This is a genomic window from Streptococcus plurextorum DSM 22810 (genome assembly GCF_000423745.1).
GTDB classification, from domain to species: domain Bacteria; phylum Bacillota; class Bacilli; order Lactobacillales; family Streptococcaceae; genus Streptococcus; species Streptococcus plurextorum.
Genome location: NZ_KE384086.1, coordinates 1 through 26,046 on the forward strand (window position 1 = coordinate 1; position 26,046 = coordinate 26,046).

At 39.9% G+C, this 26,046-nt stretch carries 28 protein-coding genes and 1 pseudogene; 4 read left to right on the top strand and 25 right to left on the bottom strand.

What is annotated here, in order from left to right; translation table 11 throughout:
• On the top strand, positions 1–304 hold a 304-nt coding region (locus tag G575_RS0110545), incomplete at its 5' end, for an ISL3 family transposase (protein WP_027972676.1).
• Between the two features lie 64 nt (positions 305–368).
• On the opposite strand, the gene rpsR is transcribed toward G575_RS0110545, so the two are convergent.
• From rpsR to G575_RS0110570, 5 genes are all read right to left on the bottom strand, one after another.
• The gene (rpsR, locus tag G575_RS0110550) at positions 369–608 is read right to left on the bottom strand and encodes a 30S ribosomal protein S18 (RefSeq protein WP_000068664.1); all 240 of its coding nucleotides are present in this window, start codon (positions 606–608) and stop codon (positions 369–371) included.
• A 39-nt stretch (positions 609–647) separates the two neighbouring features.
• A complete protein-coding gene (locus G575_RS0110555) occupies positions 648–1,136 on the bottom strand; it encodes a single-stranded DNA-binding protein (protein WP_027972677.1) in 489 nt (162 codons plus the stop codon).
• Between the two features lie 11 nt (positions 1,137–1,147).
• Entirely contained in the window at positions 1,148–1,438 is a 291-nt protein-coding gene (gene rpsF, locus G575_RS0110560) for a 30S ribosomal protein S6 (RefSeq protein ID WP_027972678.1), read from the bottom strand.
• Between the two features lie 655 nt (positions 1,439–2,093).
• On the bottom strand, positions 2,094–2,810 hold the full coding sequence (locus G575_RS0110565; protein WP_027972679.1) for a hypothetical protein: 717 nt from the start codon (positions 2,808–2,810) through the stop codon (positions 2,094–2,096).
• Between the two features lie 10 nt (positions 2,811–2,820).
• Positions 2,821–3,693 (bottom strand): ATP-binding cassette domain-containing protein, encoded by an 873-nt coding sequence (locus G575_RS0110570; RefSeq protein WP_027972680.1) that lies wholly within the window; start codon positions 3,691–3,693, stop codon positions 2,821–2,823.
• Between the two features lie 1,440 nt (positions 3,694–5,133).
• Between G575_RS0110570 and mutY the strand changes: the two genes are divergently transcribed.
• Positions 5,134–6,291 (top strand): A/G-specific adenine glycosylase, encoded by a 1,158-nt coding sequence (gene mutY / locus G575_RS0110575; protein WP_027972681.1) that lies wholly within the window; start codon positions 5,134–5,136, stop codon positions 6,289–6,291.
• Positions 6,292–6,381: 90 nt separating this feature from the next.
• On the opposite strand, the gene G575_RS0110580 is transcribed toward mutY, so the two are convergent.
• The 10 genes and pseudogenes from G575_RS0110580 to G575_RS12520 form a co-directional block, all read right to left on the bottom strand.
• On the bottom strand, positions 6,382–7,428 hold the full coding sequence (locus tag G575_RS0110580; protein ID WP_027972682.1) for a zinc-binding dehydrogenase: 1,047 nt from the start codon (positions 7,426–7,428) through the stop codon (positions 6,382–6,384).
• The gene (nmlR, locus tag G575_RS0110585; RefSeq protein WP_027972683.1) at positions 7,425–7,802 is read right to left on the bottom strand and encodes a stress response transcriptional regulator NmlR; all 378 of its coding nucleotides are present in this window, start codon (positions 7,800–7,802) and stop codon (positions 7,425–7,427) included. Before nmlR ends, G575_RS0110580 begins: the two co-directional genes overlap by 4 nt.
• Positions 7,803–7,908: 106 nt before the next feature.
• A complete protein-coding gene (locus G575_RS0110590; protein WP_027972684.1) occupies positions 7,909–8,544 on the bottom strand; it encodes a DUF421 domain-containing protein in 636 nt (211 codons plus the stop codon).
• A gap of 3 nt (positions 8,545–8,547) precedes the next feature.
• Positions 8,548–8,997: a DUF3290 domain-containing protein gene (locus G575_RS0110595; protein ID WP_027972685.1), complete on the bottom strand. Its 450-nt coding sequence runs from the start codon at positions 8,995–8,997 to the stop codon at positions 8,548–8,550.
• A gap of 133 nt (positions 8,998–9,130) precedes the next feature.
• Positions 9,131–11,026 carry a GmrSD restriction endonuclease domain-containing protein gene (locus tag G575_RS0110600; protein ID WP_027972686.1) on the bottom strand — a complete coding sequence of 632 codons (1,896 nt, stop codon included), beginning with the start codon at positions 11,024–11,026 and terminating at the stop codon, positions 9,131–9,133.
• Complete coding sequence (locus G575_RS0110605; protein WP_027972687.1) at positions 11,023–12,312, bottom strand: DUF262 domain-containing protein; 1,290 nt, start codon at positions 12,310–12,312, stop codon at positions 11,023–11,025. The genes G575_RS0110600 and G575_RS0110605 overlap by 4 nt, the downstream gene beginning before the upstream one ends.
• A 216-nt stretch (positions 12,313–12,528) precedes the next feature.
• On the bottom strand, positions 12,529–13,479 hold the full coding sequence (locus tag G575_RS0110615) for a helix-turn-helix transcriptional regulator (RefSeq protein ID WP_027972688.1): 951 nt from the start codon (positions 13,477–13,479) through the stop codon (positions 12,529–12,531).
• Between the two features lie 33 nt (positions 13,480–13,512).
• A complete protein-coding gene (locus tag G575_RS0110620; RefSeq protein WP_027972689.1) occupies positions 13,513–14,043 on the bottom strand; it encodes a hypothetical protein in 531 nt (176 codons plus the stop codon).
• Between the two features lie 16 nt (positions 14,044–14,059).
• Positions 14,060–15,922 (bottom strand): AAA family ATPase, encoded by a 1,863-nt coding sequence (locus G575_RS0110625; protein ID WP_027972690.1) that lies wholly within the window; start codon positions 15,920–15,922, stop codon positions 14,060–14,062.
• A gap of 135 nt (positions 15,923–16,057) precedes the next feature.
• Positions 16,058–16,156 (bottom strand): annotated as a pseudogene (locus G575_RS12520) (nuclear transport factor 2 family protein); the annotation flags it as partial.
• On the opposite strand from G575_RS12520, the gene G575_RS0110630 reads away from it, so the two are divergent.
• Entirely contained in the window at positions 16,118–16,498 is a 381-nt protein-coding gene (locus G575_RS0110630; RefSeq protein WP_027972691.1) for a hypothetical protein, read from the top strand. The pseudogene G575_RS12520 and the gene G575_RS0110630 overlap by 39 nt on opposite strands.
• 93 nt (positions 16,499–16,591) lie before the next feature.
• On the opposite strand, the gene trxA is transcribed toward G575_RS0110630, so the two are convergent.
• The 7 genes from trxA to G575_RS0110665 all read right to left on the bottom strand — a co-directional run bounded on the left by trxA (position 16,592) and on the right by G575_RS0110665 (position 21,904).
• Positions 16,592–16,906, bottom strand: a complete 315-nt coding sequence (gene trxA, locus G575_RS0110635; RefSeq protein ID WP_027972692.1) for a thioredoxin — start codon at positions 16,904–16,906, stop codon at positions 16,592–16,594.
• A gap of 105 nt (positions 16,907–17,011) precedes the next feature.
• Positions 17,012–17,377 carry a VOC family protein gene (locus G575_RS0110640; RefSeq protein WP_027972693.1) on the bottom strand — a complete coding sequence of 122 codons (366 nt, stop codon included), beginning with the start codon at positions 17,375–17,377 and terminating at the stop codon, positions 17,012–17,014.
• A 151-nt stretch (positions 17,378–17,528) separates the two neighbouring features.
• Positions 17,529–18,026: a phosphatase PAP2 family protein gene (locus G575_RS0110645; protein WP_027972694.1), complete on the bottom strand. Its 498-nt coding sequence runs from the start codon at positions 18,024–18,026 to the stop codon at positions 17,529–17,531.
• A gap of 54 nt (positions 18,027–18,080) precedes the next feature.
• The gene (locus G575_RS0110650) at positions 18,081–18,455 is read right to left on the bottom strand and encodes a hypothetical protein (RefSeq protein ID WP_027972695.1); all 375 of its coding nucleotides are present in this window, start codon (positions 18,453–18,455) and stop codon (positions 18,081–18,083) included.
• Between the two features lie 253 nt (positions 18,456–18,708).
• Positions 18,709–19,068: a DUF2200 domain-containing protein gene (locus G575_RS0110655; protein ID WP_027972696.1), complete on the bottom strand. Its 360-nt coding sequence runs from the start codon at positions 19,066–19,068 to the stop codon at positions 18,709–18,711.
• A 3-nt stretch (positions 19,069–19,071) separates the two neighbouring features.
• On the bottom strand, positions 19,072–19,419 hold the full coding sequence (locus tag G575_RS0110660) for a DUF6568 family protein (RefSeq protein WP_027972697.1): 348 nt from the start codon (positions 19,417–19,419) through the stop codon (positions 19,072–19,074).
• A 148-nt stretch (positions 19,420–19,567) separates the two neighbouring features.
• Complete coding sequence (locus tag G575_RS0110665; protein ID WP_027972698.1) at positions 19,568–21,904, bottom strand: endonuclease MutS2; 2,337 nt, start codon at positions 21,902–21,904, stop codon at positions 19,568–19,570.
• Between the two features lie 343 nt (positions 21,905–22,247).
• Here G575_RS0110665 and G575_RS0110670 point away from each other — a divergent pair, with 343 nt between their 5' ends.
• Positions 22,248–22,637 (top strand): DUF1761 domain-containing protein, encoded by a 390-nt coding sequence (locus G575_RS0110670; protein WP_027972699.1) that lies wholly within the window; start codon positions 22,248–22,250, stop codon positions 22,635–22,637.
• Between the two features lie 27 nt (positions 22,638–22,664).
• On the opposite strand, the gene G575_RS11755 is transcribed toward G575_RS0110670, so the two are convergent.
• From G575_RS11755 to G575_RS12400, 3 genes are all read right to left on the bottom strand, one after another.
• Complete coding sequence (locus G575_RS11755) at positions 22,665–25,106, bottom strand: SA1320 family protein (RefSeq protein ID WP_051177072.1); 2,442 nt, start codon at positions 25,104–25,106, stop codon at positions 22,665–22,667.
• Positions 25,107–25,115: 9 nt separating this feature from the next.
• On the bottom strand, positions 25,116–25,772 hold the full coding sequence (locus G575_RS0110680) for a Csa1 family protein (protein ID WP_027972700.1): 657 nt from the start codon (positions 25,770–25,772) through the stop codon (positions 25,116–25,118).
• Positions 25,773–25,836: 64 nt separating this feature from the next.
• The coding region (locus G575_RS12400) for a hypothetical protein (RefSeq protein WP_027972701.1) at positions 25,837–26,046 on the bottom strand (210 nt) is incomplete at its 5' end.

Sequence of the window (26,046 nt, forward strand, 5' to 3'; positions counted from 1 at the left end):
CCTGCTCTTCCATTTTCAAGAAAAACGAGCAACTGAATGCTTTGAACTCATTGAAGACCATTTGAAGCTCGTCAAGCAGCCATTTTTGACCGTCTTCAAGACCTTTCTCAAATACAAAGCTTACATCATCAACGCACTTGAGTTGCCTTATTCCAATGCCAAGTTGGAAGCGACCAACAAGCTTATCAAGGACATCAAACGCCAAGCTTTTGGATTTCGAAACTTCAAAAACTTTAAAACTAAAATTCTCATCGCTTTGAACATGCAAAGAGAGAGAACCAATTTGATTCTCTCTCGTGCTTAGTTATAAGTCACCCACTACAGTTGACAATGAGCCAAAAAAGCTGATCCCAAAGGATCAGCTTTTTTTAGTCTTCGTTTACGAATGGCATAAGTGCCATCACGCGAGCACGTTTGATAGCTGTTGTTACTTTACGTTGGTTTTTAGCTGAAGTTCCAGTAACACGACGTGGAAGGATTTTTCCACGCTCTGAAACGAAACGGCTAAGAAGCTCAGTATCTTTGTAATCAACATATTCAATTTTGTTAGCTGCGATGTAATCAACTTTTTTACGGCGTTTGAATCCGCCACGACGTTGTTGAGCCATGTTTTGTTCTCCTCTTTATATTTTATATTCGTTCATTCCTTAGAATGGTAGATCGTCATCTGAAATATCCATTGGATTTGAATTGCCAAATGGACTCTCATCTCGACCAAAGTTTGGTGTTTGTGCAGGCTGCGATTGGAAACTACCAGCATTACCACCAAAAGATGGGGCTGACTGATAAGAACCACCGCTACTTCCTTCACGTGTAGCACGACTTTCCAACATTTGGAAATTGTCTGCAACAACTTCTGTCACATAAACACGTTGGCCCTGTTGATTGTCGTAATTACGCGTCTGAATGCGACCAGTAATACCAATCAAAGCACCTTTTTTAGCCCAATTCGTCAAGTTTTCTGCAGGTTGATTCCAAATCACACAGTTAATGAAATCCGCCTCACGCTCACCGTTCTGATTTTTACGGTTACGGTTAACCGCTAGTGTGAAGGTTGCGACAGCTACTTGGTTTGGGGTGTAACGAAGTTCTGCATCGCGGGTCATACGACCAACTAGCACTACATTATTGATCATAAAACACCTACTTATGCGTCAAGCTTAACGATCATGTGGCGAAGAATATCGCCGTTGATTTTTGACAAACGGTCAAACTCGCTAAGAGCTGCATCATCGTTTGCTTCAAGGGTAACGATGTGGTAAAGTCCTTCACGGAAATCTTGGATTTCGTAAGCAAGACGACGTTTTTCCCATGCTTTTGATTCAACGATAGTTGCACCGTTGTCAGTCAAGATAGAGTCAAAGCGTGCTACCAAAGCGTTTTTAGCTTCTTCTTCAATGTTTGGACGAATAATATAAAGAATTTCGTATTTAGCCATTGATATGTTCCTCCTTTTGGTCTAATGCCCCCAGGTCCTTGCCTGTGGGAAGTGAGGTTATTCTCACAAGATATTATTTTACCGAATTTGCGCTCTTTTTGCAAGGATTTTATTAGTTTTTTTGAAAATTGCTGACCCAAACAAAACAGAACTAACCCTAGGGTTAGCTCTGTTTGAAGAAAAAGTTCTTTTGATACTTTTCTTAAGTAGTGCGGACGTTGGCGACTTCCTCCTTAATTCCATACCTAATTTTTGAGCCTAGAGCCTCAAAAATTCCTGGTGGCGTCAGTACTAGTAGTCACGCCACTTTCACCAGGTCGAAAAGTATCTGATGTGGCTCGCTTTCGCTCGCAAAATCGGGAATCCTATCTCAAACTAGCAGAGCTTTACAGTTTGTTTAAACAGAAAATAAAGTTTGCCTACACTCTAGCGTGGGATTGAGGAAAAAGTCCACTTTGGACAATTTTCTTCAATTTTTTCTTTATGGTGAAAATCAAAAACTCCCAGAAACATTGAAATATCAGTGGTTCTAAGAGTTTTATATCTTACAATGCTATCAAAGACTATTCAATTTTTTATGTTTTTAGGAGTTTGTCTACACTCTAGAGAACTAACCCTAAGGTTGGCTCTGATGATTCGGTTGACAGCTCTGCTATTATTTAAATTCCCGACGAAGGAATAAGATATTGGCTAGGCCTGCTAACGCCATTGATACGATAAGCGCTGAAATGCTTGATAGGTTTAGGAAATCTCCTGTTGATGAAACGGTTTCCGACAGCTTCTTGATGAAAAGATAGGGAGTGTAGACGTCTGCATCTAAGCGAAGCAAATTCCCTAGGAGTAGGTTAGCAAGGCTTTCAAACATTAAAACATAGATAATGTAGAAAGTATTGGTCATGTAAATCTTATCAAAGAAATTGAAGAAAACCAAAGGCAGTGCCGCAGCAAATAAGTAATAAGGCAGCTGATAAAAAGCAGTTGTTAAAAGTTGGCTGTAAATCGTTCCACCTGAGAATACCTGATAAACAAAACTGCTAAAGGTATAGGCTAGGATAACAAGACCTAGGCTGGTACCTACGCTCATTACCCAGCGGTACCAGAAGGTTACTTGACGGCTTTGGGTCTTAACTAGACTGTTATTGATTGTTCGTTGTGCCAAATCTTCGCCAAAGAAAATTTTCCCTGGTGTCACAAAATAAAGAGGTAAGAAAGCCGATAGGAAAGAGACTAGTGTCTTTGAAACTGCTTCTACTGGTAAGTCTCGAAAAGCATAACCTGCCGCTCCAGATAGTGCTAACAAGAGAATTAGGGTAACAAGACCCAAACGCTCCTTACAGATACGGTAACAATCCGCTTTAAAAAATTTAAACATATCTTCCTCCTTACTGTAACAAACCTAGGTAATAATCTTCAAAACTAGAACCTGCTTGATAAATCCCTTTAATCTCAACACCCAATCCTGTGACTAGATTAATCATTTCTTGGACACTGATCACAGGTGCGATGCTAAGCTGATCGCCTACGACTTCAAAGGCTAGACCTTGAGCAGTCAAGACTGACGCAACTAAGGCATTATCCGCGGTTTCAAGATGAATACGACTTTCTACTTCTGCCTTTAAATCCTGTTTGGCAACATCTTTAATGACTTTCCCTTTGTGCATGATCACAAAGCGGTCAACCACTAACTCAAGCTCTGATAAGATATGACTAGAGATAAGGACCGTAATCCCGTAGCTATCACGCAGATTTAGAATAATATCACGCATCTCCTTAATTCCTGATGGATCCAGACCATTAATTGGCTCATCCAAGATCAAGAAATCTGGAAAATCAATAATTGCAAGGGCAATAGCCATGCGCTGACGCATCCCAAGTGAAAAGTTTTTAACTTTCTTTTTGCGGTCTACATCCGCCAAACCAACAAGACCAAGCACTTCTTCAATACGTTTATCAGCATTTTCTAATCCAATCTGCATCGCTAGATATTTCAAATTGGCGTAGGCAGACATATTTGGATAGAGAGCTGGTGACTCAATCAAAGAACCAATCTTATAATGTTGCTTTTTATTGATGCGACCTGAACTGGCGTTGATAAGGCCAGATAAGATACGGATAAGGGTCGTTTTTCCGGCACCATTTTGCCCGACAAGTCCGCAGATTTCTCCTTTGTGAATGGCAAAGCTGACATTTGAAAGCGCCGCTTGCTTACCGTACTGTTTACTGATACTATCAATCTGTAATAGAGTTGAAGACATACTAGTCACTCCTTAGAATTTTGTTTTATTGTATTTGTGTCTCCATACAATAAATATTTATGTATCAATAATACCATACAAAAAAATAAAGTCAAGAACTTTTTTGAAAAAATAAAAATCCCACCTAAACGGCAGGATCAGTAGGTTCAGTTTGAAAAATAAATCCTTTTGATGCTTTACTTAGCTTACTTTTCTTGATGTCACAATGTTTATGGCAATCATAAGCCTGTCTAGCCATCTGTACCTGTGATAAATGCCCAAAACTCCGATAACTGTATTGTAATCGTATCTATCACTTTTTGTGTACTGGTGGAATAACTATAGGAAAACACACTCTAACTACGCATATAAATAGTTTAACGACAGGCTTCGGCTTCCTATTAGTCCTTGCCTATCACAAACGCCCGCTTGACTCAGCGGGCGCCCTTTCTTTATTAAGTTGTTTTCATTAATTCATAAGAAACAGAGGATTTTAAAAATCTCCGTTACGATACCGAGAACAATTAAACCTTAGCATAAGCGTCCTCCTACTAAGTCATGTTCAACGAGCTTCAACTGCTCTAGGTTAAGTAATGTCAACTTTTTATGATTAGCAGTCCAGGCTTCTAGCAGATTTTTTGATACCGTTCTTTATTCTTTTACCTGCTGCTTTTTCTGAGTTATCTTAATTATTAAACTGGTCTTTCTTTGAGTTTGTTAGCTCTCTTCCATGATGTAATGGCAGAACATCCAAATTTTCTTGACTCAAGAAACACCTACACCAAAACGACACTAATTTTTATCTATGACCCATAGGGCCTTACCAATCTCCGTTTTTATATCTTGCAACACACATAAGACCCTCCTCTATTGAGAATGCACAACCTGAGTTACAACAGTAATGATTATTTTTACTTTTTTCACAGAGTTACGATAAACTGTTAGCATCCTATGTCATTGGATTCACTCCCTTGTAGCTATTTTATGCGACATGGAGACTAGTCTCCGTTTTTATACCGACTAAGATTAAAAACCATAGGATTTTCCTCCTGATAAAGGCTCCTAATTTCCAACTTCCAATGAGAAATTCTTGTCATCTTACCTATCACTTTATAGGTAAGTTTTAGGCGTCGCCGTTACGATACCTACTTCGATTAAAGATGATCATTTCCTTACCTCCTTAATCATTTCTTTTTATGGTTTCATTATATAGGAAGCGCTTTCTCTTGTCAAGTTTTTTGAGTTTTCTGACAATTTTCGTTTTAACCGAACATTTTAAGGCTAATAGTTGCCCAAGGATGATTTTATGTCGTTTAGTTCGGTTATCACGAACATCATCTTGATAAAACTCTCATTTCCACACAAAGAAAGTTTCTCACGCTTTTCTGTAAGGCAATTAAAACACTTTCTTTGGGAGCTCGGATATTTCTCAAAAACAGAGACCTTTGGTACAATGATGTTATGATAGATTTTAACGATTATGGAATTACGATGTGGAGCTCTGATAAAATCGGAGATTTTAGACGAACTTTACTTGCTTGGTACGATCGTGAAAAACGCGATTTGCCTTGGCGCAGGACGTCGGATCCTTATAGGATTTGGATTTCTGAAATTATGTTGCAGCAGACTCAAGTGGTGACTGTCATTCCCTACTATGAACGTTTTTTAGACCTCTTTCCAACGGTTAGCCATTTGGCAGAGGCCCCTGAAGAACAACTCTTAAAAGCTTGGGAGGGACTTGGCTATTACTCTAGGGTACGCAATATGCAAATCGCTGCTCAGCAGATTATGTCGGATTACAAAGGACATTTCCCTCGTACGCACGAAGACATTTCAAAGCTAAAAGGTATCGGTCCCTATACTGCAGGCGCCATCTCTAGTATCGCTTTTGGACTACCCCAACCAGCTGTTGATGGCAATGTCATGCGAGTAATGGCTAGACTTTTCGAGGTGGATTATGATATTGGCGACCCTAAAAATCGGAAAATTTTTCAAGCCATTATGGAAATCTTAATTGACCCTGAGCGACCTGGAGATTTTAATCAAGCTCTGATGGATTTAGGCGCCGATATTGAGTCTGCTAAAAATCCTCGTCCTGACGAGAGCCCTATTCGCGCCTTCTGCGCAGCCTATTTACATGGCACTTATGACAAGTATCCCATCAAAGAACCTAAGAAAAAACCACGCCCCGTAACCATCAAAGCTTTTGTGATAAGAAATGCCAAGGACGAGTTTCTCCTAGAAAAAAATAGGGACGGTCGCTTACTTGGCGGATTTTGGTCCTTCCCCATCATGGAAATAGATACTAAGACCCAACAGATTGATCTTTTAGAAGAGGAACTTAGCCCTAATTCCCTAACTCCCAAACTAGAGTTTGAGAAAACCTATCTACTTGTTCCAAATTGGTCAACCAAAACTTTTTCTCCCATCAAGCATACCTTTAGTCATCAAAAATGGACCATTGAACTCTTGGAAGGTTCTGTAGATACAGCTAATGTTACGGAACACCGAGAACTCCGCTGGGTTTCTCTGAAGGATTTTGATCATTATCCTATGGCGACACCTCAGAAAAAAATGATACAGACCTTCTTTGACGATGCCTCTAATACAAACAGCTAATACGACTCATAAAAAAGCTGAACATCACTGGCTCAATTGCCTTGATGTTCAGCTTTTTGATTTTTTAGGACTCAGTCTTCAATTCGCAAATTATTTTGACACCACAAGCATCGATTTAATGGCTTTTCGGTCAGCCATATCGCGATAGGCCTGATTGACATCATCTAAGGCGTAGGTGTGGGTAAAAACCTTTCCAGGATTGATCTCTCCATCCAGTACAGCTTTTAAGAGACCTCCTTTGACATAAGTCGTCACAGATGCCGAACCACCTCCAATAGTAAGGTTCTGAGCAAAGGTGGAACCAATCGATCGATTACTATAATGAGGCACCCCTACGTAGCCTATACGACCACCATTATGCAGGACTCCGATGGCCTGCTCGATAGCAGCTTCTGTCCCGACACATTCAAGGGCGGCATCAGCACCACCTCCTAAAAGCGCTCGAACTTTGGCAATACCTTCCGCGCCACGCTCAGCAACCACTGCTGTTGCGCCTAATTCTAGGGCCAGCTGTTGACGGTCTTTGTGCCTACTCATCATGATGATTTGAGAAGCACCGCGCATTTTGGCAGCAATCACCGCACACTGTCCAACTGCACCGTCCCCGATAACCACCACTTTATCCCCTTTTTCTACCTGAGCTACACGCGCAGCATGATAACCTGTTGGCATCACATCAGCTAGGGTCAAAAGGGATTTCAACATACCTTCTGAATAATCAGATGGTTGTCCGGGAATCTTAATCAAAGCCCAGTTGGCATAGTGGAAACGCAGATACTCTGACTGGAAACCACCTCCCCAGTTGGTCGGAGCAGGGTGATTGTCACAAGTCCCATCAAAACCTGCACGGCAAGCCGCACATTCTCCGCAACCATGTGTAAACGGCGCGATAACAAAATCCCCCGGAACTAATGTGGTGATATCTGAGCCCACTTCCTCAACAATAGCCAAGGCTTCATGACCAGAATTCAGCGTATGGTGCTCACGAGCATCTCCATGCGCATAAGACCAGAGATCCGAACCACAGACACAAGCTCTGACAATGCGTAAAATGACATCATCACTAGCTTGAAGTTTTGGTTTTTCAACGTCTTCAATAATCATTGAACCGGCTTTTTCAAAAATAGCTGTTTTCATCGTTTTTTCCTTTCTTTGTTAGCCTCAAGGCTAGTTTGATAAGTCGATATTTTGTGATCCAATCGCTCGAGAGCTGCCAGTTGTTCGTCGATACGTGTCTGTAGTTTTTGACGCTCGTCTTGTAAAATGGCTAAGCGTTCCGATTGAGTACCGTCTCCTTGACGATATAGGCTCATATAACTGATTAGAGCATCAACCGATACCCCTACGGAGCGAAAGCATTTGACAAATTCGAGAGCATCTAAATCCGCCTGATGAAATTCACGAATACCTGACGACTGACGCTTAACCGGCGAAATCAAACCAATTCGCTCATAATAGCGAATGGTATCTGCTGATAAACCGACCTTCTCAGCAGCATCTTTTATATGCATCTGCTACCTCCATTCTTAATAGGTCTATTATAAACCTTGGAGTCCACTCCAAGTCAAGAAAAAAAATAAAACAGGTAGGTTTTTACCTGTTTTTGAAGGCTTTTACCTAAGCTTTTGGTACATACGGCGTAATATAGACCTGTCCGTCAAGGTATTCTGCTAGGAAAATATCTTTGACTTGATAGCCTTCCCGTTCCAGTTGTTCCAACAACCATTCTTGATTTTTACCAATCAAATCCAACACATCTTCGTTGATATGGGTATTGCTGATAAGTGGAAACTTGGGATTCTGGGAATGTTTGTCCAAAATTGTCAAGCTACCATTTGGCTCCATAATGGCACTTTTAATATCTCTAGTTGACTGTAAACCAGCCATGCGAATATGGAGCATGAGCTGGTCAGCCGACAGACCGACACGGGCACAATTTTCGACATTTACCCGACCGTTCTTCACCAAAACGACAGGATTTCCCACCACCAAAGACTTAATCCACTTTTGATTGACCAATAATTTCACGACAATGACCACCAAGGACCAGATTAAGAGGACATTGATAAAAGTCAGTAGGGAAATGGTGCTATTGTAAATAACCCCTCCAATAATCCCACCAAGGACATAGTTTTGAATTTGATTGAGGGGCGTGTTGGCAGAAAACTCATACTTCCCTAGGATATTAATCTGCAAAATCATCACAAAAATCCCAATAATAAATTTACAGGCTACTAATAAATACAAATCCATATTCTACTTCTCCCCGTTGATATAAACATTATGATCAATAACGTGCGTACGAACCAAGGTGTAGGAATTGTTGTCACTATTGAGGTTTACTGTGTAATTTTCTTCATTGTACCGTACGATGATGCCGTCCTTGAGAGTGGTTGAATTGACATAGACCTCTTTCTCCGACACATGATTATCTATGGCGATACTTTTGATAAATTGTGTCAATACCTGAGATTGTGTAAAGTCTTGGTTATTTTGCATATAGTCTTCAATCTGAATACCCAAGATAATGAACATTAAAATCACCATACCAATACTGATGTCTCGCAAGCGAGTGTTGAGACGATTTCGCATATAGCAAAGCACCGTCGCCGTCGCCACAATCAGCAAACCAATCAGTATAATAGACCGTAGAACAAGATTGAAGGATTGGTTCTGAATAATGTAATCTAAATCATAAAAGTTCATGCAACTAATAGTCCCTTCCCGTATATGATTTTTCCATTATAGCATATTATTACCCAACAAAAAAGATGGATATATTCAGCGAATGGATGGGAGTCTAGCAATAACTTACTAACTGAAAAAACATCTGAAAGAATCAAATGTTTTTCGTGCTTTCAATAAATTCCTTAACTAACGTTAAAATCTTGTCCTCATGCCTCCTGATTACCTCACTATTCCAATTGTCATCCGAATTTCCAGTAAGTTTAGCCATCCATTGCAGTTTTAGACTTTGGTTCCCAAATATCTTTTCCCATTGGCTATACTTGGCCTGAGGTCTAGAGTTCCCAAACTTCGAATTTTGACTGTCCGTGATAATACAAAGGTTTCCGAAAGAATGAAGCAAACTATCAGACATTCTTAACATCCCACTATCTTCAAAATTTGGATTCTGAGGATACCAATGTTCAACGGAACGACGATAAGTGAATCTAAAATTCCTTGAATCAAAAAAGTACTCCTGTAAATTGTTTTGATTTTTCCATAAGACATAATCAATAAAATTGAAAGCATAGATAGGCATATTAGGGTAGCATCTAAATTTTCGACCATCTTCTATAAATAACCGTCCTTCAGCATATCGAACTGCCAACGCTTCTAGAAAAATTACAAACTGGTGTCCAAATACTTCATCCTGCAAATGCTCAACATTCTCGAATAGATAGACCAAAGTCTCATATAGCCAACGACTATCTCGATTTGATGTAAAGGTCACTGCAAACATAGACTGAAGCATAATAATGGTATCATTCACTGCTTTATCCGAAAAAGTATTATTCTCGAAATGTTCTTTTACAAAGAAATCTGTATTTTTCCGATTGTCTCTTTGATACTCATAATAAGTACCTTTGCTAAGAAACCAATCGTTTTTTGACCGCCTTGATGTATCTTCGCTTGCATTTCTAATGACATAGTTATCAAATAGATGTCTAATACTTAATAAAGTTTCCGAGAAGTAAATGACCCAATCCCCTCCTTTTTCACTCACCGTAAAGACATCAAGAAGTTTCTTATCATCTAACTGAACATCTTGTGGGGGAATATTTTCAATAATAGAAACAGTATACAAGAGTAGCGTTTCAAAGTTAATTACGGTTGTATATTTTCCAGTCTCTTCGTCGTCTACGATGTCATCAAATACCAATGAACTTGAGTCTTCTAGGGTATCTAATATACTTTTTTTTGAACTATTTGTGTTATCAATAAATCGATAGATATTGGCTAATTTATAATTTGAAAAATGCCAACCAAAAATGTTTTCTCTTTCTTTGAACGTTTCCTTTCTTTTCCTTCTCATTTGAAATGCTTTAACTACTGGTTCTTCGAAATCTGCACAGGCATCCCAGATCTTAGCAAACTTAGCAGCTTCTTCATCATCAAGCTTCGCCATCAATTGAGCCTTAATAATTTCATGAGCTTCCAATTGCTCCCCTCTTGAATTAAACCGCTCAAAATAAAGATTCAAATCTAAGTCAGTAGGTAGCATATTTCTAAAAATAATGACGTGTTGAAAGAGGTACTCCGCATATACTGTCACTTCCATTTTAAACTGTTCGGACAGAATTTTATTGAGTGCTGATTTGGTGTTTTGGTAACCTCTAATAATCTCATCCATATTCTCAAATTCAGCACTGCTATTCTCAAATAACTGCTGCAAAGAAGCATTGGACTGCTTACGCGCTTCAAAATTTAAGAGTTTCAAGTCAGGGATCTGAATGTGATACTCATTTCTCAAAACCAATGCCAACAAAGTCAAAGCTGTTGTTCTCTGTTGTCCATCAATAATATGGTACATATTTCCTTTTTGATGAACAACCAGTGTTCCGATATAATAATCAGGACGTTTTTCACGTTCGTTGTAAGCATCTGCTATGTCAATAAGCAATTGCTCAATCTCATCGTATGTCCATGAAAAATTTCGCTGATAAAGAGGAACAATGTATTCATCTTCCGTCAGAAGTTTTGTAACTGTCAAAGTAGCTGTCTTAGTCATTTATTAAGCTCCTCTTCTTCAAGAATTTTCTCCAAGGTAAAATGTTCAAATTGATCACGATTGATTTTCTGCAAAAAATCGCTTGGTGTACTAGCATGATGTAATAGCTGAAATAATTTTTGAACTGTACGCCGTTGAAAAATTCCACCCGCAGCATAGTTGGCTAAAGTGCTATCATAAATGGCACGCGCTTTTATACGTGGATAATAGGCCCATATAAAAATTGTTTCAACAATATCTTTATCTAAAGCTCCGTGACCAAACCTATCCACAAAAAGTAATACTAGATTATCGAATAAATTTCGATTCCGGTTATAACGTTGTTTAGTAGAATGTAAAATCTTTAGCATTTTGGAGTCTAGACTGAGATTTTCAAACCAAGTTTCTCTATTTTGAATCATTTTATGTGACTGATTAATGTAAGAGAAAAAATACTCTCCATCAATAATTGGCATCGTTAAAGAAATAGGATAATCAATATTTTGTTCTTTTAATAGTCTAAAAAGATTCAGATAAGGGTAATCATTATGATGTAAACCGACACCTTTAAAATCATCGATAAAATCTTCTGTAAAGCGAAGGTATGAACCCTGACGACGTTTAGTCAACCCAGTTTCACCAATTGACCACCGCCGCACTCTAAAAAGATATTGGTTAAATAAATCTTTTAAATTGACCTTTTCGTCTGTAACAATTTTTTCCCAATTTTCGATCAAATCTTCACTGATTTCAGAGGCATTTCTCAAATGATAGGCTTTAAGCAGGTCGTGTGGCTCTAGAGCTTTTCCTCGATTGTTTTGAGAATCAAAAAGTTGGAAAGCTTCAGATAATCGATTATGTGGCATCGTAATAATAGTAATTTCACAATTTTTAAGAAGAAAGTCACATACTTTTTGAGCCTTTTCATCATCTAGGTCAATCAGTATTTTCCACTCTTCAAAATTTTCCTTAGCATGTTGACACGAAACCACGTCAAATTGTTGATTCAGTAACTGCTGAGCACCGATATAATCATTCAACTTTCCTAAAGCCTGTAAAAATAATGCAATGGAAATAGTCCGTTGTTGTCCATCAACAATATCTAAAGTTTGTTTTTTATCATGTAAAATAAGAGATCCAACTTGATAAATGCCCTTTTTAGAATCTATAACTTCTTTGACATCATAGAATAAGTGGCGAATGTGTTTACGTTGCCATTTATAAGGGCGTTGATAATTTGGGATATGGAGCCTATTGTCCTTCAAAAGTTCCTCTAACATCATATGCCTCAAAGTAATATCAGTCATTCTACTTATTCTCCTATTTTTTCTCTACACTTGCATTCGGAATCATTTTCGCATGCATTTCCGCAGCTGTTTTATCGTAAAACGGTCCTGCAATCGTATTCCCAAATTGATCTAGCACAATCCATTCTTGCATATACTTCCCCTCCTTTCAATCAAGAGTTATAGTACTGATACACTCATTCTAATACATAAGATGGACAAATAGCGTCTATCTCTCTAAATTTTATAGTTTTCTTGCATATTTTTTAGAAAATGTTTCATATCTTCTACAAGCGAACTCGGAGAAAGCACAGTTAGGGCATCTGCCTGACTTAGCAACCAACGTTTTAAGCCTGGTGTATCTTGACTGACAAATTCAATCACATTGCCTTCGGAGTTGATTTCGATAATCTTTGCTGTCGGGAATTGATCCAAGACAATGGTTGGATCATAGCTAAATCTGACTCTTATGGTTAATTCCCGTCCCATAAAAGAATCCACGCGCTTATTCCGTACCTCACCATCTCGAAACTTTTTGCCATAAGAAATATCCGGTTTCTTCTCAGTCGAAAGTTTCCAGTCTAAAATCCGATCTAATTTTAAAGTCATATAGGATGAATGTTTTAGATTATAAGCTACAAGGTAAAAGTAATGACTATCGTAATAGAGTGACACAGGAAATACTGTATGTTTCTTTTCTACATTGTAGGGAGATTGGTAACGAATATCTAATACCAACTCCTTACGAATGGCTTCAGACCATTCCCAAATCTTATCAATCCTGTTTTGAGTATCTGAAAGCGGGGCATAGTTTAATAGTTCACTGGCGATAATGGCAGAAATTTCTTTCTGCTCATCTTTCGATACTAGAGTAAATAAACTATCTAGAACAGCCTTATTTTCTTCCTTATTCAAAGCACGATTTTCTAGCAAAATCTTAGAAATGGTTAGAATTTCCTTTTTGTTAAAAAGAGATTTCCCTTTTAAAAAGCGAGTATGGTGCTTAGGATCATAGGCTAACTCTGCTGCAATCATCGGCTGACTTTCGATAAATCCTCCTAATAGAGCAAAATCTCTCTGAATTGTCTTCTCACTGACTCCAAATTCATCTGCCAACTGTGACTTTTTCAGATGTGCTCCTGATTGTAAACGCAAAAATATGATTAGTAGTCTTTCTTGGTCGTTCATATAAGCCTCAATTCTAACAAGATTATACCACTCTTAACAAGTCAAATTCAATAAATTTCCTTGGTAGAGAATCTTGCTTAATAGATCATTTGAATTATCAAACTCGCAACCAGTTACCAATAATTTCCCACCTGTTTTTAGGTAGCTTTCTAAAATTCTTGCCAACTTATTCTGAACTACTTCGGTACTATTATAAAATTCTTCAATGTTTTCAATCATCACAACATCAAATTCTTCTAGAAAATGAACATTTTGTACTATTTCTAGCACTAGACTAACTCCAACTACTCGTTTCACCTTCTTATTTATCTCTCGATAGTAAAATTCTATGTGGTCAACAAAGCTCCTTCTGATTTGATCGACATCTGAAATAATATATAAAAGTTGTCCGATATAACTCTTTTGTGGGATTCCAAAAAAATCACTCACTTCCCTATTGATACTGTCAAAAGAACTTCTCACCTTAGTATCTGAGTCCAAATTTCTGTATAGTAAATCTATAAATATTTCTAAAATTTCCATATCATTAAATACAGCGTTTTCGTTCAAACCATTGTTTTTCATGTGCAATTCCTTTCTTCTATCCCTGTAATCCAAAACCTATTAACCGTTGAGTTGATTCCAACTCTGAAAATTCTTGAATGGCGTTCTTAATATCAACTTCTATTACGACATTCATCTCTGTTTCATCCAAATCCCTATTACCTATCCTTTCCATTACCCGAGTCGCCTGTTGATACAAAATAGCTTCTATTAATTTACGAACATAGCGTCCATTACCAAAATGTTCATTTCTAACACGACTCGAAAAGTGCGAGCGCAATGCACTCTCACAGCTCGATTCAATGGAATAGCCCTTATTACTCAACATCATTCTAAAAATTTCATACAGTTCATCCACAGAGTAATCTTCAAAATGAATGTTTTTTGAAATTCTAGATTGTAATCCTGGATTCGTATCTATGAAATTGTGCATCAAATCTTTATAGCCAGCAAAAATAACAACCACCTCATTGCGACGATTTTCCATTTCTTGAATAATGGTTGGTATAGCTTCATTGGCAAAATCTCTTTCACTCTGTGGAATAAGACTGTAGGCTTCGTCGATAAACAATACACCACCACTTGCGCTATCAAACACCGTTTTTATTTTTGGCGCTGTTTGACCAACATATTCCCCAATAAGATCTGCTCTTCCAACCTCTACTATCTTGTTTTCTGCAATCAAGCCATGTTCATACAGGATCTCTGTATAAAGGCGAGCTACCTCTGTCTTACCCGTCCCGGGATTACCTGTGAATAGCAAGTGCCCGTTACTTTCCTCAACATGATAGCCTTTTTCTTTCCTCAGTTTCGATAGTTGTTCAAAAGCAACTTGTTGTCTGATTAATTTTTTTACAGAATGAAGACCAGTCATTTGATGCAGCCTCTTCTCAGCTCCTCCGCAGTCGCCTATAGATTGTTCCTGCTGCAAACTAAAGTGCCCAAGATCAATCAATCCATTTTCTTGACAATAATTAGTTGCCACCGCATATTCATGGATTCTCTGAACCATTCGTCGAATATCTTTTGCATTGTTGAGATTTGAAACCTTTTCTACATACTCCCTAACAATTTTCTTGTCTATACTAATTTGTCTTTTTGCTAATAGTTGAATAGCAATTTCAACTAGTTCATCATGTGTATAAGGCGGGAACTCGATTCTATTTACATTATAGTATTCCTCCTGTAATTCTATTTCTATTTTTTTAGCTTCTTCAGTAGATTGGGCAATTAGAATACAAATATTATTCTCCTTCTTTGTATTGATATTAGCGAAAAGTTCTAATTTAGGACGAGCCCTTGCTTTAAAATAGTCATAAACCACTGGAAATTCTTTTTTTTCAATCTTAGGAAGAATATATTCACTGCAATGAGTATCAACTGCTTTCAAGTTGAATAATCGTTCTAAATATTGGAGAGCATATTTTCGCCCACTTCCTTTTTGACCATTGAAAATTAAGAAAAACGGCTCTTTCGTATGCGATTCTAAATAGTTTGATTGGTAGTCTAAATAGTTTATAAGATTCTGAATGCTATTTTTAAAGTCGCTGAGTCCAATCATATTTTCTGACAACACATCTGCATTCGGAACAAGCCCTTGCTTATTTTCCTTTGATTGCTTCAACAAAAAATAACCAAATTCTCCTAATTTTTCACGCCCAACTTTTTCAATAAAATCATCTTCAGTTATTGAAGAATAGCCATCTATATTGACATCCACTTTCCAGAGTGACTGAACCTTTTTTGTTATTTCTCGTTTTGTATTTGCAGCTCCCGTTACAATAAATAAATCTTCTTTTTCTTTCAAAAAATACATCCAATTATTTTCTTGTGTAAAAGATTCGCTAGGTCGCTCTAGTTGCTGTACTTCTCCCATAAGCTTGATATGATAATAATTCATCTTTATCCCACCCCTGTTCTTATGTTTCTATAGAAAGTATATAAAAACAGATAGACATAACTTGTCCACCTGTTTGATTTATTTTCAAAATAAGAAAAACAGACAGAAAATTTCTGCCTACTCTGCTTTTTTCCCTTAAAACTTACCTAGGTTGGTCAAGTCTTTTTTGTTTGGCATGACTTCTTTGTTGTCCCAGTGCTCGACAATCTTTCCGTCTTTGAGGCGGTAGAGGTCAATGCCAAAGGTGAAGCCGAGCCTATTCAAACCTGGGTGACGGCGGAAAAAATTCAAGGAATCAGCTTCTATGGGGACAAGATTTTGCTGTCCCAGTCTTATGGGTCGAAAAACTCTGTTCTTTATATCTTTGACAATCGCTTGTCAGATCCCAAATTCGACTTGGGAACAGACGATGCGATTGCCAGCCTGACCTTGCCACCTTACCTAGAGCAGATAATTGGGCATCAGGACCAGGTCTTCTTGTTGTTTGAATCAGCGTCGCATAAGCACCGTAAAAATCCCCTCCTCTTCCACATGGATCAGATTATCAAGATTAGCATTGCGGATTTGATTCCTTAGATAGAAAAACGAACGCTTTCCGAGAGGAAGGGTTCGTTTTTTGGTCAGTTTTAATGTAAGAAGCAGTTTCCCACTTCTTTTAGGTTATGCCACTTAGCTCAACTCTGCTACAATTGCTTTGATTTGATCTTTAGTGTGTACACCTGCTACTTGCTTAACCACTTGCCCATCTTTTTTGAAAAGAAGGGTCGGGATTGACATGATGCCAAATTGCTGAGCAGTCGCTGGGTTGGCATCCACATCAATTTTAACGATTTTGAGTTCGTCTTCGTCCAATTCTTCTGATAACTGATCAAGGATTGGAGCCTGCATAAGGCAAGGGCCACACCAAGTTGCCCAGAAGTCGACCAAAACCAGACCTTTTGCTGTTTCAGCTTCAAAGGTTGCATCTGTTACTACCTGTGTCATAATAATCTCCTTTGCTCGGGAAGTACCTTTGTCTTCCCATATTTAGTGATTTTATGATAACGCAAAAATAGCAGAAAAACAAATTTCTGCTACGTCATTTTGTACCTACCCCTTAACCGCGAAGTACAAGCCACTTGGACTTGCAAAATTAAAGTTAGGGAAGGGCTCTTGATTCACTTGGCTGCAAGTGTCCGTTAGTTCAGCGATTCTAGCTTGAAGCGCATGAATGTCATCTGACTCAAACAAGATACTAGGTGTCATGTCAATCACTTCTGGTGATACCTGTCTGATGAACGCTTTGGCATAAACCGTGATTGTTACCGTTGCGTCAGCATGAGGTTTCATATTAAACGTGTCAAATCCCATGACTTCCTCTTCGTGTGTTATCACAAAACCTGCCGCAGACCAAAAGGCTTTTTCAGCTGCCACATCATCAACATAAAGCATTAGACCAAATTCTTTTGTAAACATTTTTTATCCTTTCTCTCCTCAAGGGTTAATAATCATTACCTCTTAGAGTGACATTATCATATCATGGGGTAAGTTTAAAAGCAAGCCCAAAGATCAATCACTAAAAGCGATTGTCTCCAGATAAGAAAACATCACGTGATGGCTTTTTCACTTAAAGCATAAATAGCAGGCCACCACATGCTAGTCCGCAACCATAAGCAACCAGGACATCCTTTGGGTAATGGACACCACCAAGCACCCGACAGACCGCCAACACAAGCGATAAGCACAAAAAGAGGATGCCCAAGCCAAAGTGAACCTTTAAAAAGCACATGCTAATAATGGTAGCGGAAAAAACATGACGACTAGGAAAGGATTCCCCTTTTTCAGATTTGGAAATGATGGGAAAAAGTTCCCAAGCTTCGTAAGGACGCGGCACATTGAGCCACTTTCTAAAAATGGAGAGAAAAAGAAAGCCCGCTAAAGGGACCAGGATAACTGGCAAGACTGCTCTGCTATTTTCCCATAAAAGAAACATCAAAAGACAGGGATAGGCCACATACATCAGCAGGGTAGTGGCTGTGTTAAGCCCTATTAAAAGGCGAGCCAGACCAGCATTTTTTTGGAAGCGGTGCGATACTCTGGCATAAAAATCAGCATAGTTTTTCATGACTTTATTATAGCACAAAACCCAGCTAGGCTGGGTTTTGGATATTTAGACTGTCTACTCGTTAGCATTATTGCTGGAAGTAGACGGGTCTTGTTGTTGAGTAGTATTTGATGACTGATTGTTACTATTATTACTGTTAGGAGCACCTGGTGGAGGAGTCATTCCCTGACCGTTACTTCCTGGTTGACTTCCTTGCGACGGAGGAATCATCCCTTGACCATCAGTTCCTGGTTGACCTCCTTGTGACGGAGGCACCACCCCTTGACCATTTGGTTGACCTGAGACCGCTGACACTCCGTTTGCCGGCTTTAAAGCCGTTGTTGCCTTTCCTACTTCAACCCCTCCAACAAAGCTCCCAACCAGACCTGCAACAGCTGCAGTAGCTATCCAAACCTTTGATTTTGACTTGGTTTTTTCGATAAATGACATCTGATTAACCTCTTTCTATAACAATTTTTCAAATCTAAGTTCCAAAATATCTTCTGGGATAGTCTTAAGATTTGATAATGTCAGTTTATCTGATGAACCTTAAAGTAGGCTAAAATGACCGAATTTTCTGTAAATTACTTTAGAAAATCAACCTTCAATCACTCCCTATGCTAGTCTGCAATCCCTTGCGGCATACGATAACAATCACTATTGACGACTCCTCATGAGTTAGACTAGAAGCGAAAATGTGTCTTTACTCTCCTTCATATTTTTCAATGATTTGAGCCACTGATTTTCCTTTTGCCAGCCAATCCACTAGCTTGTCTAGCCTGCGAATTTCCTGCATCAAGGTATCGTCTAGCGCTTCAATCTGAACACCACAAATCTTTCCTGTAATTTTACTACGGTTTGGGTTAAAAGCTGGCGCTTGACGGAAAAAATCACCGTAGGTCATGTCACTCTTAAAAAGCTGAGCAATCTGATCTAGTGAGTAGCCCGTCAGCCAAGCTGTCACTTCATCAACTTCTAAGGCAGTTCTTCCTTTTCGCTCTGCCTTTGCCACTAAAGCCTTATAGACCCCTGAGAAGGTCATGTCGTAAATACGATGTGTCATGAACTACTCCATAAAGTCTATAATATCTTCAAGGGCCAGCGAGGAATCACAAACCACTTTTGCCATGCCTTTTTCTGCTACAAAAAGAGCTGGTACTGTGGCAATCCCATAACGCTTACGAAAGGCAGTTAACTCCTCTAATTGCACCTTGTCCTCACTATTGAGATAAGCAACTGCTTTTCCTGTCTCCGCTGTAGCTTGAGCTAATTTAGGCGCAAATAAGCGACAATAAGGGCAGGTGGGACGACCTAAAAATAGAATAATCTTTTCTTCCTCTTTGGCAATGAGATCACGAACAGCTGACACTGTTGTTGGGGTAAAGTGGGCGACGGCTTCTTCGTATGCTTGCATGATAAACTCCTTTGTCATTTTTTACTATCTTTATTATAGCATGTTGAAGGACATTTTCTCGAATGCTAGCATCCTGAGCTAAATTCTCAAAAAAACAAGAGGCTAGAACACCTGTCCCAACCTCTTATATCACTCATCACAACACTCCTTAGCCTAAGGTCGCAATAGTACACCCAGAACCTCCTGCCGTTTGAGGAGCGTATTCAAAATGCTTAACATGCCTATGACGACGGAGATACTTAGTCACCCCTTCTCGAATAACACCAGTACCAATACCGTGAATAATGTCAACTTGGCTCATGTTATTAAGAAGGGCTTGGTCGATAAAGGCATCCAACTCTTGCATGGCTTCTTCGTAGCGCTTGCCGCGAAGATCCAGACGAGCACGCGGACCAGAACTAGCCACTGCTTTTTTAATCACATTGACCTGACGCGTTTTGGGTTTCTGACTCTCTTCTTGTACTTTAACGAGATTAAATTCCTCCTCAGTCAGAGTCATCTTGATAATCCCTACTTGAGCCTCCCAAGTCCTGTCTTTAACTTTCTTGGTCAGCGTCCCACGTTGCCCATAAGCCGTTACGATGATATCGTCTCCAACTTCTGGATTCTTTAGTTTTTTAGCTTTTTTAAGAACCTTATTGTGTGATAGCTGCGCTTCTGGAGCTAACTTTTTCAATTCCCCCTTAGCCTCGATGACTTCATGGGGCTTCAGAGCTGCGCGAGCGTGAAGGGATTTGAGAATCTTATCAGATTCAGCCAAGGCCAAATCGACGATGTCTCTTGCCTCTGCGGTCGCTTTCTCCACTTCCTTGTCTTTGGCATGGGCAAATTCGTTGTAGAGTTTTTTTACCGCCCGATTGAATTTTAGATTTTCCTGCTCGACCTCACGAATATGGTCTAAGCGCCTACGGCTCTCAACGGTCTGTGCTTCAAGCTGTTCAATGATCCGATTAACATCGCTATCTCGATCAGTCATCTGCTCTGCCTTCTCCACAATCACCTGCGACAAGCCCAGACGACGAGCGATTTCAAAGGCGTTTGAGCGACCTGGAACCCCTTGCATAAACCGATAAGTCGGACTCAATGTCGCCACATCAAACTCCATACTGGCATTTTCAACCTGAGCGGTCTCAATGCCGTAAGCCTTGAGTTCTGGATAGTGCGTGGTCGCCATTGTTTTGATACGATTGATTCGCAAGTGCTCAAGAATGGCCATGGCAAGACTTGCTCCCTCCTGCGGATCAGTACCTGCCCCCAACTCGTCAAACAAAATCAAACTATCCTCATCAGCATGTTGCAAGGTTGCTACCACCTGAGTCATGTGACTAGAGAAGGTTGATAAGCTTTGTTCAATGGATTGCTCATCGCCAATATCCGCAAAAATCTCTTTGAAAACGGCAACTTTCGACCCTGCATCAGCTAAAATCGGTAACCCCGACTGAGCCATAAGTTGCGTCAATCCTAGCGTCTTAAGCATGATGGTTTTTCCACCCGTATTCGGTCCAGTAATGACAATCCCTGTCAAAGCATCTGGGAAGTGTAAGTCATTTGGCACAGGGTGACTCAGCAAAGGGTGCCTAACATTAAACAGCTGAATGGTTTTATCTGATGACAGACTTGGAACCACCGCTTTTTTCTCTCGCATAAAGAGATATTTTGCACGCACTAAGTCAATATGTCCTAAAATCCAAGTATTATTCCGAATAATGTGTGCATGAGGACGGAGCATATTTGACAACTCATGGAGCACACGCGCCATCTCATGACGCTCGTCCGCACGCAACTGTGTGATCTCCTCGTTGAGCTGAACAATAGCACGCGGTTCAATATAGACCGTCGATCCAGAAGCTGAAATGTCATGGACAACACCTGGAATCTTATGGCGATAGGTGTTTCTGACCGGAAGCACCGAGCGTCCATTACGTGACGCAATCAAGTTTTCCGATAAATGATCAGCGTATTTTTTTAAAATACCTTGCAAGGTCTCGCGCACCTGACCCTCACTAGTGGTAATCTGGCGGCGAATCTTTTCAAGTTCTGGACTGGCAAAATTTTCAATAAAACCTCCATCATTGATAGCTTGGAGGCTACCAGATAGGCTTGGAAAAACTTCAATCCCCTCAAAAAGACGATCTAGGGCTTTTAGCTCTACATTTTCAAGCAAGCTATAGAAGCGGCTCATCTCTGATGACACTTGTAGGACTTTTTTCAGGTCAAGCAACTCTGGAACGCTTAAATCCGCATCCAGTTCTAAACGACGCAAGGGTTCTGAAACATCACGCAAAATGCCCATAGAAAAACCATGCTGTTCTAGAAAAATAGCTTCCATATCTGAAATTTCAGTAAAAGCCTGAGCAATCTTATCTGCCTTTATCATAGGCTCAAGCTCTCGCAATTCAGTCAAGCCTTGCTGAGTCTGAAGATGTGCTTCAAAAAGGCTCCTAACCTTGTTAAATTCTAATTGTTCAATGATTTTTGTATTCATAGCTCTCATTATAGCACACCTAGCCTCACAGTCCAAGGAAGTCAAAGGAAAAAGCCCGCAAAATCTAGAAGCCTCAACCGCCAAGAAGACTTAAGATGATTTTCATCCTCCATGACTCCTGGTCAACTACAGAGGCTTACCACAACTCTAAGCATCAGACAGCTCCCTGACCTCCTATACCAGATAAGACTCACATCACTAGATAAGAAGGCACACAAGTGCTGAAATACTTGTTAGTTGCCAATCATCGACTCTTCTGATGTCATACAAACCACTTTGCTTGACGGTAATGTCTTCCTATGTTACATTGGTGACTAACATTTATTGAGAAAAAGGAGTCATCATGACGATTTTATTTGGAATATTGGCAGGTCTCATTTCTTTTGCCATCGGCGGTGCTTGGTACGGCATTATCTTCCGCGACGCTTGGATTATAGCTTCTGGCATTGATATGGCTAAAATCGAAGCCGACCGTCAGGCGGGAAACAAGGGACAAAAGGAAATGGTGCTTTCCTTACTTTTTGAAATCCTAACCGCAATCATTGCCGTCTTTTTTATCAAAAGCTTAGGGATTTCTCCGCTTTATGCAGCTAGTCTTATGGGACTATTGTCAGCTTTAGCTTCTGTCAAAAACTACCTCTTTGAACAACGCCCTATCCAACTCATCCTCATCAACGAAACTTATAAGGTCATTTGTTTCCTGATTGCAGGACTATTTGCACTAATGGCATAAGAAAAAGCTTCAACCGAGAAGCTTTTTTTACTTATTCAACGAGAATGTTCTAGCTTCAAGGCTTACGCTTCCGGTGCTTGTTGCTCCTTGGGCCTTGCTTTGGTCTCCAAAGCAATCTCCGACAAGGCTGTTGAAGTAGCTGGTCAAGCTTTTGACTTTCTCTAGTTGCTGTGTCAGGGTCGTGACAGCTTCTCCCTGCATTTGGCTCGAAATGGTCGTGATGACATAGGTCAGTTCTCGTAGGATGCGGTCTGTGATGCTCTGTATGGCTTTTTGGCTGGCCACGATTTCATCTAAATCAAATGCTTTGTAGACCCCTTCTTCGATAATCTTTTTCAGCTGTGGTTTGAGGTTTTGCATGTCATGTGAAGCTGTTCTTGTCACTTCAAGTGCTGAGATGACCTTATCAGCGAGGGGCGTGATGGTGTTTTTGGCAGTATTAACGGTTGAATAGGTGGTTGAGGGGTAAAGCCTCCAGAGTTGTCCCCAGTAGGTTCTAGTGACTACTGGTTTTTTATCGACAAAGCTGGTCTTATCAACGTAAATGCCTGTTGTAAAGGTTGCTTGGATTGACGAAATGGTTTGATTAAAACTGGTCAATTCTGAAGACCATCTGTCCAGTGCGGTTTGAAGGCTGCTAAAGGCTTGGGTAAAGGTTTCAACCACTTCTTTGCCGTAGCGCTTGCTGTTTTCTTCAACTTGATGATCAAAGGCTTGGAGCACATCTTTGACATCATCAAAAATATGTGAGGCTTCCAAATAGGCCTTATAGCTAGGGGGAACGTTGGCGACCATCATTCCCTCAAGATTGCCACCATTTGAGAGCTGATCATGGAGCCAGTCGTCCATGGTTTGGAAATGATTGGCTAGGCTAAGGGTGAGCTGAGACACACTGCTCAGCGCTTTTTGGAGCTCTAGCAAGTTTTTCTGCTCGACGCTCAGCACTTCATCTAAAGCAAGGCTTATGCCGTCTTTCTTGCCTTCACGAAGGCCTTTTCCTTCAAAGATGGTCTCGCTTCTTTCTTTGAGGTGCTTGGCACTTTCTTCTAAGACCATGGATGATTTTAGGGCTGTTGGGGTTGGGTTGATCGGGACACCATTCTGAAAGCCACTGGTCTTTTCTTCTGTCGCGTGTTGATAGAGGGTGCTGCTATATTGTCCTAGTCTTCCGAGCTGGATGTTATAGGTTTCAAGATAGAGAGGGGCTCCTGTTGAGAAATAGGCAGGATCGGAGATGGTATCGACCACTTGCCCAGGTGTCATCAAGGTTTGGAAAATCTGCTTTTTTGCCAGTAATTGCCCCACTGAGTCATGAAGCTGGTAGAAGACTTCTGTCAACCGTGTCTCTTTGAAGCGCTGGACGATGCTTTCTTCTACCTTTTGCTTACGGGTTTCAAAGTCTTCTTTGATTTTGGTGTTTTTCTCTTGGCAGAGTTGGCAGAGCTTGATAAGAGAAGCAATCTCGACCAGAGAAAGCATTTGAAGGTTGCTGGATAAGTTCCTCAAGCTATCAGGATCCAGCTTGATGTCCTTGGCTCCTATGGAACTGATGCGACCTGAGGATAGAAAAAGGTTGCGGGGGATGAGGTCTCTCTGATACAACGATAAATCAACGGTACCATCCCCATTGACATCAACTTTTCTTAAAGCTGTTGACAGTGAGGGCTCTGTCGCAAAAAGTTGCTTTAGTTCATCAACCTGTGAACGACTGTTGATGATTTCCTCTAGACCATGTCCTCCTGAGTTAGTTAAAATAAATTCTTCTCCTAGATAAACACCTTGAAATTGGTCAGATACCTTGTTCAAAAAATCTTTTGTCGTCGTGATTCGTCCCACTTTTCCTCTAAATCGGACCATTTCCATATGCAATTCTGTCATCGTATGGGCACTTGCTATCGCTGAGAAAGGATCGCCTATGCTGATGCCTGTAAAAGTGGTAGATGGGATAAACAAAGGAGCTGAGTTGTAAACAATCGTATTTGGGGCATTGTACTTCAGAGCAACCCGTTGTGCTATATTTCCTCCTAAAGAATGCCCGGTAATGACAATATTTTCCGCACCATACTTGGTCGACATATCCTCGTAAAAAGCATAGGCTGGGTCATAGTGATTCCCCTTACCAAAGATAATGTCCTTAATGTCCGTATAAATATCCTTGGCGTACTCAATTTTTCCATCAAAGCCTTGAACATTGGGATTGGTTCCTGTATAAGCAACAATCACCTCACCTGTCGCCTTGTCTCGAAAGGCAACCCCGCTAGTCCCTGTGCTTTTGTCGTAAAAATCATTCAGGTAGGCTAGATTTTGTGGTAATGCATTTTCTTTTGTAGCCTCTCTTATACGATCATAATCCCCAGTTGAATCTTTAGGAATATCTGGATATTCTATCTGAACGCGTTCAAATTGATAGGCTAAGTTTGACGCATCCAGTGTTGGAACGCCGCTACCTGTTTCATGCACTATACTCATATTGTCTCCTTACTTATTATTAGCTGATATGGTCTCTCTAAAATAATTGCCTGCTCCATCTTCAAAAACAACTGAATAGTAATAATTTTGGTTGCTGTTACTTCCCCCAAAACTTAGGGTCGCTCCCTCTGAAAATTGTTTTTTTAACATTTCCGGAAGTTCTGAGTGGGCTAAACTATAATTAATATTAAAAGCTCCATTTTGGAAATTGTAGGATTTGTCTTTTAAATTTAAAGAAGCTAAGTAATCTTTATTAATCAATAAGTTTTGTACTAAAAACTCCTGGTAAGGCCATAAGTCCTTGGCCAAAGTTTCATCAGAAAAATTCCAGTTCCCGTTTTGATAGATAAGGGAAATAGTTTCTGATATTTGTGAAGTAGATTTTCGAATACAGACAATTTCCCCCGCCAACACTCTTTGCTCAGAAACTCCTTCAATAGTAACTTCAATCGCGAAATCGTCTTTATCAAACATCTGCTTCACCTTAAACCCATCTGGAAACTCTTTGGCCAAGTCTTCCAGATTTTTTGTGGGATAGACACGGCTAAGTTCCGTCCCAAATTTATTTTCCAACCACTCACGACTATTGCGTTCATCACATCCTGACAAAACCACTATCATTAAGCCTCCTATCACTAATAATATTAATCTAGTTAGTTGTTTCATAAAGTGCTCCTTTCATCACTTAACCTATTTATATATATTTTACCATAGTTTGTCATAATACTCTTCATTCGTAGAAAATAAAAAAAAAGAATTCGTTCCAAATTCTCTGGTTAGTTTCTATAAGGGAAGCAAGCTTGATATCCTTGGCTCCTATGGCACTGATGCGATCTGAGGATAGGAAAAGGTTGCGGGGGGTTGTTGATGTTGCGTTAAGCATGATATCACGCTTGCCATCGCCATTGATGTCCAAAGGTTTAATCGGGTTTAGATGAAC